Below are 13,593 nucleotides of genomic sequence, written 5' to 3'. Positions count from 1 at the left end.
TAAAATGGACGCCTAACAGTTGGCTGGCGCTCATTCTTCGCTAAGTTTAGCCAACTGTTATTCGCAATTTATGCGGGTGTTAGGGCTACTAATTAGATGAAAATGAAGAATTCAAAATCTAGATTGCTTGTTTTACTCATTTTGGCCGTGTTCGGAATTATGACAGTGAGCACATTTACTCTTTGCGGTGGCACTTTTATGCAAAATTGGTCCGGAGTAGGTGCTTGTACATATCAGCAAGAAATCTTTATTGGTTTTGGTAATCCTTTTAGAGGCTATATTGAGCAAGTTGGTGTTTTCGCAATTGTGCTATTTTTGTTTATATTACTCACAATATGGTTAAAGCAAAAAAAATGTTAGCAAGTAGCCCTAACAAACACATTATGTTCATTCGCTACGCTCATTGGGACGCAAACTCGCTGGCTGGCGCTTCGCGCAAGTATAGCCAGCAAGCCTGCGCCCCATATGTGAAGCGTTAGCATTACTTCACGATTGTGTGTTCGGCTCCGAATAGCTCGTAGTGGAATTATAGTTTTGTAATAGTGCAGCCGCGTAGCGATCGTCGTAAAGCGCTGGCACAGAAGGGTGGCGACGTAAGGTTTTTATGTGCAGCAAAGCTGTCCTCATTATCGTGGCCGCATTGAGGGATCGTCAGGAATGAAGTGTTTAAATGGCATTGTTCTCGCTCGCTGCTATCGGGCATGTTCAAAATCGGAACTTCGTTAAGGCCATGGCGTCATTTTGGTTTTCGTGGCCCCGATATGCTAACAATCGGCTCAATCTGACCTCCACTGCGTTGCTCGTTTTGTGCTTTTCAGCTACGCTGGCACAAAACAATCAACTCCGTTCCGGCAGCTTAGCCGGGCGTTAGAAGGCGCTAGTTAAAGGTGCATAGTTGTTTTGAAATCGCGAGAAATGCCAACATCATTTCTTTTTTCTTCTAGGTGGTTTTAAACACAAAAAGTGGTTTGTCATTAAAGGTTGTTTGAACTGTTTAGTTGTTTCAGACTATCTTTAAACAAGGAAATTACAGGGGTTATTATCTGGTGGTTGTATTAGGTAATGGTGTTATTCAACAGACAAAGGATGTTTACCGCATGTTTATTGCGCCGTCTAACAAAGCAAATCAAGTACGCTCCTTCGTCGCCGGACGCAAACTCGCTGGCTGGGGCTCATTCTTCGCCAAGTATAGCCAGCAAGCCTGCGCCGCTTATTTGAAACGTTAGGAGTGCTGATGAGGCTGCATATTTTTTTACTATCGTTGCTAATGTCAGGTACCGTATTTGCAGAAGATAAAAGCAAATATACGCCAGAGCAATTGTTCGTGATCGGTACAGAGCTATTTAAAGAAGATAGAAAGGAATTTGATCCTAATTTGGGACTTGAGTTCCTACTAGAGTCAGCGAAATTTAAATACGAATTCGCTCCGTTTGGTTTGTGTGTTTCATTATCAACTGAAAAACCAATACTAGACTTACAAGAAGCTTATGCATGGTGTTATGTCGCGCAAAAAATTGGGAATAAATATTCAAACATGGCTTCTCAAAGAAGCGATGAAATATTAGGTAAAATCCTTTTAGATAGTGGTGTTGTAGCAGTTGAGAAAGCTAAAAAACTCGCTATCTCTAGATATCAGGAGTAGGCACTCCTAACAAACGCATTAAAATGGACGCCTAACAGTTGGCTGGCGCTCATTCTTCGCTAAGTTTAGCCAACTGTTATCCGCCATTTATGCGGAGCGTTAGGCACTTAAAGGAATTTATAAATATGAGGTTCTTATTTGTAGTATTTTTACTTGGACTTTTTGCAGGTTGCTCAACTACTCCAGTCTTAAAAACATCTGATACAGTGCAAATAATAAAGAATGCGGCGGACTCTGCTCCTGATGGAGTTCAGGGCGTTTACACTTTTACTATTCAAGCTACAGGCTCACAACGAGGTGACAATCGAATATTTCTAAACACAGAAATAGACTACAGAGACCAACGAAACATAACTATTGCGTTGTCATTTAACGCTGTTAAAGAATTAATTGCAGCAACACAGCAGTCACCCGAAGATTATTTTAAAGGTAAAACTATTCAAGTTACCGGTGAAGCTAAGAGAGTAAAAATTCACTTCACTACTATGGGAAGACGGACAGGTAAATACTATTACCAAACACATATTAAGGTAACTGATGCTTCACAAATCATGGTTGTATAGACCTGTGCCTAACAATCGCATTAAAATGGACGCCTAACAGTTGGCTGGCGCTCATTCTTCGCTAAGTTTAGCCAACTGTTTTCCGCCATTTATGCGGAGCGTTAGCAGCACAGGAGGTATTTACTATGACTGAAATTCCTGCTCAAGCATTAATTGCTATTGGCGCTATTGCAGCTGCTTTCATCGCGGGCTTTTTCTCATTTCTTAATCTTGTTATTTCTAAGGAACAAAAGGTCTCTGAATTTCGGCAAGAGTGGATTGATGCATTTCGCAGGGAGCTTTCCGATTTAACTGCAGCGGTATTTCATATCAAATTCCATCTCGCTGCTTTCCAGAATGATAGACTCGAAAAAAACGCTGCGAACCGTCAAACATTGGCAACATCCCTTCGTGAGTCACATGAAACATATTGTAGGACTGTGACATCTCTTTTACTTCGAATAAATCCAGACGAATCAGATGTTGTTTTTGCAAAAATGAACGCTGAATTCCTCGAAGCTTTTCAGGCAGTTCGTGATTCATTTAACTCTTCAGACTATCAAAGGGCTTCAGATCTATGTGGAGATCTGCGAGAAAAAGCTGTACCAATACTTAAATCAGAATGGAAAAGAGTTAAACGTGGCGAACGAACATATAGAATATCCAAATGGGTTGCTGGTTTATTGCTCATGCTGGGGGCTTTAGGAATGGTGCTCTTCGCGTCAAATGTTCAAAGAGTGCCATTTTCAACATCGCAGCAATGTACGCCAGCTAACAATTCCTTGCAGCCGACGCAGTAAACTGCGCAGCTGAAGGAGGCGTTAAAGCTTATGGACTCATTGGCGGAAGAAAGATACGTATTTTATAGGCTTTGCGCTGGAGACATCCAGGAGTGTGTTAAGTCTCTTGAGATGCTTAGTGATGCAGTTAGCGACCGGATGCGTGTGGTGCTTGTAAAGGCATCAATCGTGTCCTACGCGCGCCCATTCTCAGGAAATGAATCCCGATATAGAAATAAAGGGAAGTGGCGTCTTGATAAGATATATGTTCCAAATGAATTTTGTGAAGTCCATGAGCAGACGATCGAGTATAGAGATAAGTTGATCGCGCACAGTGATATTCCTCATAGAAGCCCAGAACTTCTAAAGGGTGGGCCGCATTTTGCTATCGGCCATAATGCGCCATTGGACGAAGAGTATATCGAGTTTTCAAAGGTGCTTTATCCAGCAAGTGCTGCGCTCTTGAAAGAACTGTGGGATCTTATAATCAGTTATGAAAAGGAATGGCTTTAAAAAGGCCGTGCACGCGACAAGCGCGTGACGGCGGCGTTATATGCTCACGAGGGAATTTATGAGGTACTTTTCAATAATTACACTATTTGTTAGTTTCTTATGTTACGGAAACTCAACACCAAATCGAGTCTCAATATTTGAACTTCTGAGTAAAAATACCCCGACGGATACACAGAAAGTAAGCGTTATTGGATATTTGCAAAGGAATGGTCAAGTTTATTCTCTATACCCCTACCAAACTGATGCGACGCTCATGGATACGTCCCGTGGTTTGTTTGTTGACACGTTAAATAGTAAGGGAGTTGATTTATCAAATTGTGCAAATCAGTATGTGCAGTTAACTGCAATTTTTGCAATCAGCGAGAAGCCTCTGCCAAATGTTTTGCACTCGATATCTTCAGTCAAGGCTAGATATAGTAGTAACAAATATATGGGGTATTCACCTTGCAGTAAGTAACGCATATAACAAATGTATTAACACTTGCTTCGCTCGCGGGGGCAAAGCGTTAGCTTCTTGGTTTCAAATGCAAACTATCAATAGGAAAATAAGATCATGAACAAAATTGCAATTATAACTGGGGCATCAACAGGTCTTGGAGCTAGTATTTCTATCTTGTTGGCTGAAAAAGGATATAAGGTCTATGCCACTATGAGGAACCTTGAAAAACAATCTACCCTTATAGAGGCTGCAGAAAAGGCAGGCGTTTCATTAGAGGTTAAGCAATTAGATGTGCAAGATGCCTCAAGTGTAGAACGGTGTTTTAGTTACATAATTGAAAGAGAAGGTCGCATTGATATTCTTATCAATAATGCTGGTGCAGGATTTGTCAGAACGACTGAGCAGGCTTCTGAGAGTGAGATTCAGTGGGTTATGGATGTGAACTTCATGGGAGTAGTGCGTTGTACAAAAGCTGTTATGCCTCATATGAGAAAACAACGAAGTGGACATGTTATTAATATCTCTTCTGTAGGTGGGCTAGTTGGACAACCGTTTAATGAAATATATTGTGCTGCTAAATTTGCTGTAGAAGGCTATACGGAGTCTATGGCAAGCTATATTCAGCCTTCTTTTAACATTAATTTTACGATAGTAGAGCCTGGTGGTATTAGTTCGGAATTTGCAAATAGTGCACTAAAGCAATTTCAAAGCACAGGTGGGATGAAGGATGATGAATATCGACCCATTCTAGAAAAATATATTGGAGGTGCACAAAGTCGCTCAGATGGTGTATATCAAACATCAGATCAAGTAGCTGAAGTTGTCATTGAATGCATACAAAATCCAACTCCACCTGTTCGCATTCGCACGTCAACATGGGCTGAAGAATTTTGTAGTTTAAAAACTCAGGCAGATCCCACAGGAAAATTACTTCAGGAAAGAGTTATTAAGACTTTATTGTAAATAGAATAAAAAAGCTAACAAGTTGCTGCATCGGAAAAACTACTGGCTCGCGCTCGCATTTTTCCGCTTAAAACGGCGTTGTATTTTAAGGATAGTTCGGTGAATAAACGTAGAGTTGGTTTTTCTACGATATTAATATTTTTAATCAGTGCATGTTCATCGATTGAAAAGACAGGACTCAAAGAAGTAATTCAACCTGAAAAAAGTAATCCCTTAAAGGTAAAAGATGCTTTAGTTGCTATTTTCGTTAACGCACCAAAACCTAAGGTTGGGACGTCAAAAGAAGAAGTTAAACGATCTATATCATCTAATTCAATTTTAATTCTTCAACAAAGCAAAGATCTTATTGTTGCGCGGTTTGATACAAGAAACTCTCAACTGGAATCGACATATGAATATTGTGATTTAGAGTATCATTTCTCATCATCAAAATTTATCCTAGGCCCTTATGTAATTGGTGACTGTAGTTCTATCGTTATTAAAGCAACTAAAGTAAATTAAAATATAACAAACCCATTAAATCGTTCGCAAGCTTACTGGGACGCCTTCTCGCCGGCTGGGGCTCATTCTTCGCCAAGTATAGCCAGCAAGCCTGCGCCGCTTATTTGAAACGTTATAGCGCATAAGCCTTTCAGGTTAATGTTTAGCGCAAAGGCAGAACTCTTCCGTATTTCTCCGATTTAACTACTGCTTTTTTCGGCAATTCCCCGGCGGTTTATTCAATTCAAAATACTTCCAACTCAGATCGATTTTATAGAAACTTGTTCATAATAACGATTATCAATAGTTGCAGTTTTCTGGCTGTTTGGTTTAGTCTAGGGTAATAATTTTAATCAAGTTGCTGTACTAACAGTTTGTGGCGGCAAAGCCGCGATAGTGAAGTGGGGTGGTGCAATAACAAACAAATGCTGCGGACCCCAACTCGCTGGCTGTGGCTCATTCTTCGCCAAGTATAGCCAGCAAGCCTGCGAGCTTATTTGAATCGTTAGCTACCTAAGGATACGTAAATGGAATTTATTAACTTTGTACAATTGATTATCCTGGCTTTAATCATTGTTTTATTACTTGCTCAAAAGATTGCAATTAAGAAAGGTATGCTAGTTGAGGTCAACTACTCAGAAAAACACCGATTATCTATTGCGCTCACTATAGGAGCCATTCCTCTAGTTTGGGGAATAATGACAGAACAGTATTTTGTGTTTACTTTAGGTATTGCAATGGGTTTCATTTGTTACCAAAAAAAATCGTGGTACAAACTCAAGGTGCTGTAGCTAACAAACACATTATATTCATTCGCAAGCTCACTGGGACGCATACTCGCTGGCTGGGGCCCATTCTTCTGTAAGTATAGCCAGCAAGATTGCGCCGCTTATTTGAAACGCTATAAATACAAGGAAACTTCGATTATGAAAAATAGTATTGTCATTTTAATCACGACTCTTATAGTTGGTGGTTGTGCATCAACTAAAATGGAAAAAGAGTATCCGGGTTTATCGGTAACTCAGAACGAAATTCAATCTTCTAAATGGAGCCAACTTAATCGCTTTCCTCCGAGGTATCCGGAACAAGCAGCGATTAAGTCTATCGAAGGGTGCGCTACCGTTGAATATGTAATAACACCTCAAAATGAAGTTAAAGATATAACTGTAATAGCTTCAACAAATAAGCAGTTTTCTAAAGCTGCTGTAGACGTGATTAAAAACTGGAAATGGTCAGAATTACCTAAAAGTATTCTAACTCAGCCTGTAAAAACGCAAACCCGATTTGATTTCTGTTTCGACAAGCCGAATCAACCTTGTTCATCTATTACACCCAATTATTCATGCCCAAGTGAAGACATCATTTATTCTACAGGCATGCGCGTTAAGGTCGGTGGGTAATGTATTTATAACAAACGTATGTTGCTGACCCAAACTCGCGGCCATTGTTGGTGCCTACACTAAGTGTAGGCCACAAGTTTGTGCAGCAAATTCGGACGTTATCCACGAAGGAGAATTATCAGGTTACTCGCAGTTTTTTTAGTTATTCTCACATTTGGAGTAAATGCTGCAGATTGGAAGGGCGTTTTTCTTTACGACGCTGATACAGGCGACGATGAAAGCGGGTTCACTTGTAAATTTCAAACTAAAAATATTGTTTGGTCTACTTCTCTCGGTAGAACAATGTTACGAGATTGTGGAGCCGATACAATGCAGTTCGAGCTCATATTGTTGCTAGATTATTCTTCTTCGGGTGATACTGAATACGCTTTGAAGAGTGATGTAAAAGCATCATTGATAACACACTCAAACGGTTTATCAGTCGAAACATCGTCAATGTGGCTTCAACGAACAGACAACAAGAGTTTGTTAAACCAACTCAAACAAACTGTCAGTTATGAGTAAATTTGTGAATAACAAAACCATTAACCGGTTTTGTGGAAGAGCGCCACAAACTGCTTATGCAAAGCATTATACGTACTTTTAGGAGTTATTCTCAATGGAAGACGAAGCGATAAAAGCCCAGCGTTCTAGAATATTAATCAAAGTCGCTATGGCAACCGTGATTCTTATAGAAGCAATGGCCTTTCAAAGAACTAACACGCTAAACTTTACAAAAAACAACATTCTCTTCGCTCATTGGGAAAAGGACTCGCTGACACTTCGTGCCAAAACACTCGGTTTTTCCCGTTATTGTAAGAGTTATGAGTACTCCCTATGAGCATCACGTTCTCACCTATAAGTAGTGGTAGCGCTAATTATATTGAGGTAATAGACCTTTATAAAGAAGCATTCCCTGAAGCGAGGAAAGTGCCTAAATGGTTTCTTAAGTATACGTTGAGAAATGGTAAGGTCGGTTTTAGTGCTTTGTATGCTGAAGATAAGTGGATTGGTCTTATTTATATAACGGAATATGAGGATATTGTATTTATCCAATCAATTGCAATATTAGAATCTTGCCGTTCAAAAGGCTTTGGTAGTCAAGTACTCGAATCCTTCAAAAATGAACATTTAGGTAAAAGGATAGTTTTAAATATTGAGGTCATAGATAAACAAGCAAATAATTATCAACAAAGAGTTAAACGTAAAGAATTTTATGAAAACAATGGTTTTTTACCTTCTGGTTTTATAGTTAAAGAACCAGGCGAAAATCTTGAAATGTTAATTTATGGTTCAGGTATTACTAAAAAAGAAATAGAGTATATGTATAAAAATCTTTTCGGAAGCATCCTAGGTTTGTTTATAAAGCCAGAGATCACAAAGATTTTATAAGTTTTGGTTTACCGTACTCATAACAAATCAATTCTGCACCATAAAAACAGTTGGTTTTACTCTTGCGTCGCTAATTTCAATCAACTATTTTTTGCCATAGATTGAAGCGATATGTTTGCGCTTAATTTAGCGATACATTTTTTAAGGATATAAAAATGAAAGAAGAACCTATAATTTATGACAGATTTTCATGTGATAATTGTTCTGATAAAAGCAACCTTAACTTCGACTTCACAATGGCTTTTCAGCCAATTATCAACTGCAAAACTGAGCAAATTTATGGGTATGAAGCCTTAGTTCGAGGTTTAAATAATGAATCCGCATTTTCAATAATATCTAAAGTAAATGATGATAATCGTTATTTGTTTGATCAACGATGTCGAGTTAAGGCGATAGCACTTGCATCCGAATTAAAACTTGAATCAATACTTAGTATTAACTTTCTACCAAATGCCATATACAAACCCGAGCGTTGTATTCGAACGACCTTAGATGCGGCCAAGAAGTATAATTTTCCATCTGAGAAAATAATGTTTGAGTTTACAGAAGTTGAAAAAATTGAAGATAGTCATTTCGTTAAAAGCATAGTTGAATATTATATTAAATTAGGTTTTAAGACTGCAATTGATGATTTTGGTTCTGGTTACGCAGGTTTAGGGTTGTTAGCTGACTTTCAGACTAATATAGTAAAGCTTGATATGGGACTCATTCGCAATATTGATAAAGATCACGCTCGCCAATCAATAGTAAAAAACTGTTTAAATATATTTCGTGACTTAAAAATTACCCCTTTAGCGGAAGGTATTGAGACTAAAGAAGAATTCACCTGCTTGCGAGATTTTGGCATTGAATTAATGCAAGGGTATTTATTTGCTAAACCTGGTTTTGAAAGTCTGCCAAATGTAGATTTCAGTAAATTTTAATTTAGTGTATGAATTTAGCAAATAAAACAAGTCATTAAAGCGGGACAAAAAAGCAGTACCACCAGAAATGGTACTGAAGCTATCAACAGTATTAGGGCGAAGCCCAGAAAGTTGGCTTAGCATGCAAGACAAGTATGAACTTTGGCAAGCAGAGCAGAGCATTAATTTAGATAACGTGCAGCCAATAGATCTGCATGCCGCCTAACAATCTGCCGCAGTCACTCGCAGGTTCGCTGGGACACAAACAGGCAGGCGGCTTCGCCATTATAGCCTGTCAGTTTGTGTAACGAATTCGGACGTTAGGCATCCTAGAGACCACAGCAAATCAGTCCGAAGCCTCTACGTAGTTCTTCAATGCCTCAAGGCGGTTATCCCACTTGCGTTCCAATTGTGAAATAAAAGACTGAGCGATTTGGAGGGTTTTCGTGTTTAACGATACCTGTGTTTGCCTTCCACACTGCTCAAGATGCACAACATTCGCATTGACCAGAACCTGAAGTTGTTTTCTTGCCCCCTGTCTCGTTATCCCCAAATTTGTTGAAATATCTCCAACAGTGCTGGTTGATGTGACAGAAAGTCTTTTCACGATTTCCAGTCGAATAGGGTCGCCTAGCGCTTTGTAAATCGTTGCTTCAATCATTTACGAAGCTTCAATGTACTTTTCTAATCGGCCAAGCATGAAATCCCAACCACCGGAGTTCTGCTTAAACGAGGCTTCCATCAGTTCTGTTGGGAGGTCTGCAAAGCCAGATTCGGTTAGGATCACTTTGCACGTTGCATCTGTCAGCTTGGTGATTCGGAACTCAACCAAGGTATTGGGAACGGTTAGTACATCTCCCAGAAAGTTGTTGGCACCGGGTACCCAACGATATGCGAAATAATTATAAGGTTGTGCAGCAATGATGCAGATTTGGGTCTTGCCATGCTCACCGAACCCAAAGATCGGTTGTTCCCCCGTGTTATAGCTACCTTCAAGTGTTTCAGGAAACCACTTTGTTACATGTTCTGGATTGGCTATTGCCTCATAGGTGCGTTCTATCGAAGCGTTCATCGTTAATTCGCGTTGTATGATGTTTTGCATAATGACCTCAACCGGCAAGATTTTGAATCAGTGTGACGAGTAGAGCACAGCGATCACATTAATGCAACCAATTGGTTGCATTAATGTGGTGAGAGCTACCATGAGATACTGGCTAACTGGCTAACTGGCGAACATAGAGTTAGTCTGCGGTTCTAGAGGGTTGGGGAAGGGGATGCCTAACAAATCACAGAAGAATTATGGGGTCAGAGTACATAATTCCGGATTAACGGGATTAATGTACACCGACCCCTTTTTTCTTTTTTCAGCCTAGCTGATCTTCATAATAAGCCACTTCATGAAATTCTTTGTGGGTATCTAATCCTAAAAAAATTATGCTATGTTTGTTCATGTTAGTCTCCAAATTGATTGAGTATTGAATAAACTAATTATGGTTCCGGCCGGCGCTCCGATGGATTTTTTAACTAATCCACGAAAATGCGCAGGCTAGCGTTAGCAAAGGGAGTCATTGTGTCTATATACCAAGGAATGTAATTTGAAATCAAAGTACTTTTTAATCGCTCTTTCATTGTGTTGTCTGAGCCAAACCTTAAAAGCTGAAGGTATAGGTTATGACACCGTTGCAGATGCTATTGAGCAATTGAAGCAAAAAGACGGTACCAAAACCTCAGTGCAAGGCGGCTGGACAATCATTGAGGACTCACAAGACACTAGCATGGTTTTATGGTCGTTTACTCCAGACATTCACCCAGCTCATCCAACAGCGGTTAAACGAAAGGTGGTAGAAAGAGACAATAAAATCTATATCCATATGACGGCGCTTTGTCAGGCAGAAAAAGTTGCTTGCGACAAGCTAATGTCAGAGTTCGAAAAGCTAAATAAACAGATCATGGGTAGTGAATAAAGGATAAAAAACAGTGTTGTCATTTAATCTGCAAACGGCGCACATTAATCAACAGCGACTGTTTTTCTGGTTAGCAGAGCGTTATGTTCTTCATTTAGTCAGTCAGAGGTTCTATTGAAAAATTCCAAAGACACTATTTTAACCCTAGCGACTTTTTTGATTTTGGTTGTAGCTTTTTATCTTTTAGGGTTTTGGTTAATTTATCGAATGGGTCAAGCGACACCACTAATGTTGTCAGTTGGCGCTGCTACATTGGTTACTTGCCTTCTAAGAAAACGAAATTTATCGAGCTTAGGTTGGCAATGGGTTGAGTGGAAACATCAACGTACAAGCTATCTTTTGCCATTTATTATTGCGCTTATTTCCTATTTAATTATATGGTCGTGTGGCTTGGGTGAATTTTATGATGTTGAATTTCTGTCCAAGCAAAAAGAAAGCTATAACTTAGGTCATTGGAATGATCTTGCTATATTTCTTTTTCATTGCGGATTGATCGCGACTATTAGTTTTATTGTTTCATTACCGTCTATTTTAGGTGAGGAGATTGGTTGGCGTGGCTTTCTGGTACCAGAACTTGCTAAAACGATGTCTTTTACTGGTGTTGGAGTAGTAAGTGGATTTATTTGGGCATTATTTCACTGGCCTCTAATTATTTTAGGGTTATATGGTAATGACGTAACTCCATTATATTATCAGCTGTTTGTGTTCTCAGTTTTTATAACGGCTACAGGGGTAATTATGGCTTACTTTCGTATCAAAACTAATAGCCTTTGGCCTGCGGTTATTTATCATGCTAGTTCGAATATATTTATCCAAAAGTTATTCACACCTATTACAATAACAAACACAAACTCTGCTTGGTATATGGATGAGTTTGGAGCTGTCATAGCAATTGTAGCAACTTGTGTGGCTTTATATTTTTTAAGAAAAGGTAATGCTGAATTTAAGGTTGTCAGAACATAACATGCGCTTTAACAAAGAGCGCAAAAAGCTTGGCTTGCGTCACTTCGTTCCTAATTTTAGCCAAGCCTCTTTCGCCTGCTAGGCGGGCGTTGTTAGTTTTCTGAATACAAATTTCCTTTTTTCAATGCTATTGTCTTAACAGAAATAGGAGATAAATATGTCCTATATTGATAAAGATGTCTTTGATGATGCACTCGCGCTATCCACTAACGAACGCGTCGCTTTGGTTGAAAGGCTTTTAGAGAGCTTGGATGCGCCTAATGAAGAAATAAATGCAATGTGGTCTGAAGAATCTGATCGCCGAGTACAGGCATACGAGAAGAATAACGCTTACTCAAAACCAGTTTCAGAGGTCTTAAAAAAATATAAATGAAGACTGAAATTTTAGATATTGCAGAGCTCGAATTAGACGATGCTTTTAAATTTTACGAGGATATCTATCTGGGGTTAGGGAAAAGGTGAGTGAGTAGTTTGAATCAACCTTGCATCGCGTCAAAATCAATCCTAAGGCGTGGCAGAAACTTAGTAAATTTACTCATCGGTGCTTACTCAATCGTTTTCCTTATTCAATCGTCTATCAAGTTAGGCCTGAGACTATTCAAATAATAGCTGTTTCATGTAATCATCAATAACCTAATTATCGGATTGAGCGGATTACCAACTAACAAACAAATGTTGCGGACACCAACTCACTGGCTGAGGCTTATTCTTCGACAAGTTTAGCCTACAAGTTTGTGCAGTAAATACGGGGCGTTAGCTGCCCATAAACTAAGAGGAACATTCAAAATGGCAATTGAAAAGAAAACTTATCGAAGTGGCCCGTTCAAGGATTTTATTGCACAAGGTACTAGAGTTGGAAATATTCTTTATATGGCAGGACAAGTTGGGATAGATAGTAACGGTTCTGTTCCATTAGACATTGCCGAACAAACAGCTATCGCTTATTCAAATATGAAGGATGTTTTATCACAGTTTGGGGCGGATATGAGCAATATTGTTGATGAAACCTTCTTTGTTACTAATATGGATGAATTGATGGGAAACGTTGAAACTGTTTATGGACAAAGGGAATCAGCATATGGCGGTATGCCCGAAGTTAGTCAAACAGTTGTGCAAGTAGCGGCACTTGTTCAGCCTGAACTCAAAATTGAAATTAAATGTATTGCTCATCTTTAGAGTGGGCATCTAACAAAGCAATTCAAGGGAACACTGCCAAGAGCAGGCAGCGCTGCTTAATTGCTTGTCATCCCTATCAGTCATGAGCGAAAATCGGTTTAAAGAAAATAGAGAGCACCGCTTTACGATTAGCAAGCCTTCGCTAGACGATCCTGTGCTTGTTGTTTGTCCGAAGTGTAAAAGTAAGTCGTCAGTCGTCCCGCACGGAGAAGACCAAGTTAGGTGTGCCTGCTTTACCTGTGGTTACACTGTTTCGAAATCTACAAACCAACGCTCTTTTTACTGGCATAGCGAAAATCCAACCGATGGTTATTTTGGTTTTGAGCTTTGGCTGCAAACTGGATGCGTAGGGCATTCTCTCTGGGCATTTAATCTTAAACACCTCGAATTTCTCGAATCATATGTTGGAGCTACTCTGAGAGAGCGCAAGCCGCATGAAGAGTGGGGTTGGAGTAATTC

Annotated in this window: 21 protein-coding genes; 19 read left to right on the top strand and 2 right to left on the bottom strand. The window is 39.5% G+C overall.

The genetic code is table 11. From position 1 onward, the window contains the following. Positions 1-96: 96 nt before the first annotated feature. From Q4574_RS05320 to Q4574_RS05250, 15 genes are all read left to right on the top strand, one after another. Positions 97-360, top strand: coding sequence for a hypothetical protein (locus Q4574_RS05320; protein WP_303472315.1), 264 nt, complete (start codon positions 97-99; stop codon positions 358-360). A 686-nt stretch (positions 361-1,046) separates the two neighbouring features. Continuing rightward, on the top strand, positions 1,047-1,226 hold the full coding sequence (locus Q4574_RS05315) for a hypothetical protein (RefSeq protein WP_303472312.1): 180 nt from the start codon (positions 1,047-1,049) through the stop codon (positions 1,224-1,226). A gap of 8 nt (positions 1,227-1,234) precedes the next feature. Next, positions 1,235-1,642 (top strand): hypothetical protein, encoded by a 408-nt coding sequence (locus tag Q4574_RS05310; protein ID WP_277053568.1) that lies wholly within the window; start codon positions 1,235-1,237, stop codon positions 1,640-1,642. 125 nt (positions 1,643-1,767) lie between these two features. After that, on the top strand, positions 1,768-2,205 hold the full coding sequence (locus tag Q4574_RS05305) for a hypothetical protein (RefSeq protein WP_303472306.1): 438 nt from the start codon (positions 1,768-1,770) through the stop codon (positions 2,203-2,205). A gap of 125 nt (positions 2,206-2,330) precedes the next feature. Further along, positions 2,331-2,984, top strand: a complete 654-nt coding sequence (locus Q4574_RS05300) for a hypothetical protein (protein WP_303472304.1) — start codon at positions 2,331-2,333, stop codon at positions 2,982-2,984. Positions 2,985-3,014: 30 nt separating this feature from the next. Continuing rightward, on the top strand, positions 3,015-3,476 hold the full coding sequence (locus tag Q4574_RS05295) for a hypothetical protein (protein WP_303472302.1): 462 nt from the start codon (positions 3,015-3,017) through the stop codon (positions 3,474-3,476). A 553-nt stretch (positions 3,477-4,029) separates the two neighbouring features. After that, positions 4,030-4,878 carry an SDR family oxidoreductase gene (locus tag Q4574_RS05290; RefSeq protein ID WP_303472300.1) on the top strand — a complete coding sequence of 283 codons (849 nt, stop codon included), beginning with the start codon at positions 4,030-4,032 and terminating at the stop codon, positions 4,876-4,878. Between the two features lie 99 nt (positions 4,879-4,977). Continuing rightward, positions 4,978-5,379 carry a hypothetical protein gene (locus Q4574_RS05285; RefSeq protein ID WP_303472298.1) on the top strand — a complete coding sequence of 134 codons (402 nt, stop codon included), beginning with the start codon at positions 4,978-4,980 and terminating at the stop codon, positions 5,377-5,379. Positions 5,380-5,885: 506 nt separating this feature from the next. Beyond that, positions 5,886-6,149, top strand: a complete 264-nt coding sequence (locus Q4574_RS05280) for a hypothetical protein (RefSeq protein ID WP_303472297.1) — start codon at positions 5,886-5,888, stop codon at positions 6,147-6,149. 135 nt (positions 6,150-6,284) lie between these two features. Then, complete coding sequence (locus Q4574_RS05275) at positions 6,285-6,758, top strand: energy transducer TonB (protein WP_303472295.1); 474 nt, start codon at positions 6,285-6,287, stop codon at positions 6,756-6,758. Between the two features lie 309 nt (positions 6,759-7,067). Then, positions 7,068-7,262 carry a hypothetical protein gene (locus Q4574_RS05270; protein ID WP_303472294.1) on the top strand — a complete coding sequence of 65 codons (195 nt, stop codon included), beginning with the start codon at positions 7,068-7,070 and terminating at the stop codon, positions 7,260-7,262. A 94-nt stretch (positions 7,263-7,356) separates the two neighbouring features. Continuing rightward, complete coding sequence (locus tag Q4574_RS05265; protein ID WP_303472292.1) at positions 7,357-7,578, top strand: hypothetical protein; 222 nt, start codon at positions 7,357-7,359, stop codon at positions 7,576-7,578. Next, the gene (locus Q4574_RS05260; RefSeq protein ID WP_303472290.1) at positions 7,575-8,129 is read left to right on the top strand and encodes a GNAT family N-acetyltransferase; all 555 of its coding nucleotides are present in this window, start codon (positions 7,575-7,577) and stop codon (positions 8,127-8,129) included. The genes Q4574_RS05265 and Q4574_RS05260 overlap by 4 nt, the downstream gene beginning before the upstream one ends. Before the next feature lie 155 nt (positions 8,130-8,284). Then, a complete protein-coding gene (locus Q4574_RS05255; RefSeq protein ID WP_303472288.1) occupies positions 8,285-9,052 on the top strand; it encodes an EAL domain-containing protein in 768 nt (255 codons plus the stop codon). A gap of 67 nt (positions 9,053-9,119) precedes the next feature. After that, positions 9,120-9,257, top strand: a complete 138-nt coding sequence (locus Q4574_RS05250; RefSeq protein ID WP_303472287.1) for a hypothetical protein — start codon at positions 9,120-9,122, stop codon at positions 9,255-9,257. 120 nt (positions 9,258-9,377) lie between these two features. On the opposite strand, the gene Q4574_RS05245 is transcribed toward Q4574_RS05250, so the two are convergent. Beyond that, entirely contained in the window at positions 9,378-9,692 is a 315-nt protein-coding gene (locus Q4574_RS05245) for a helix-turn-helix transcriptional regulator (RefSeq protein ID WP_303472286.1), read from the bottom strand. Next, positions 9,693-10,103: an SRPBCC family protein gene (locus Q4574_RS05240; protein ID WP_303472283.1), complete on the bottom strand. Its 411-nt coding sequence runs from the start codon at positions 10,101-10,103 to the stop codon at positions 9,693-9,695. 523 nt (positions 10,104-10,626) lie between these two features. Between Q4574_RS05240 and Q4574_RS05235 the strand changes: the two genes are divergently transcribed. The 4 genes from Q4574_RS05235 to Q4574_RS05220 all read left to right on the top strand — a co-directional run bounded on the left by Q4574_RS05235 (position 10,627) and on the right by Q4574_RS05220 (position 13,134). Further along, on the top strand, positions 10,627-10,995 hold the full coding sequence (locus Q4574_RS05235; RefSeq protein WP_303472282.1) for a molecular chaperone DnaJ: 369 nt from the start codon (positions 10,627-10,629) through the stop codon (positions 10,993-10,995). A 114-nt stretch (positions 10,996-11,109) separates the two neighbouring features. Further along, complete coding sequence (locus tag Q4574_RS05230) at positions 11,110-11,958, top strand: CPBP family intramembrane glutamic endopeptidase (protein WP_303472281.1); 849 nt, start codon at positions 11,110-11,112, stop codon at positions 11,956-11,958. Between the two features lie 157 nt (positions 11,959-12,115). Then, positions 12,116-12,331, top strand: a complete 216-nt coding sequence (locus Q4574_RS05225; protein WP_303472279.1) for an addiction module protein — start codon at positions 12,116-12,118, stop codon at positions 12,329-12,331. Positions 12,332-12,744: 413 nt separating this feature from the next. Beyond that, the gene (locus tag Q4574_RS05220; protein ID WP_303472278.1) at positions 12,745-13,134 is read left to right on the top strand and encodes a RidA family protein; all 390 of its coding nucleotides are present in this window, start codon (positions 12,745-12,747) and stop codon (positions 13,132-13,134) included. Positions 13,135-13,593: the final 459 nt, after the last annotated feature.

It is taken from the genome of Aliiglaciecola sp. 3_MG-2023, assembly GCF_030548205.1.
Classification (GTDB): domain Bacteria; phylum Pseudomonadota; class Gammaproteobacteria; order Enterobacterales; family Alteromonadaceae; genus Aliiglaciecola.
Note: the sequence above shows the minus strand (reverse complement) of the source record. Positions and strands in the feature narration are given on the sequence as shown.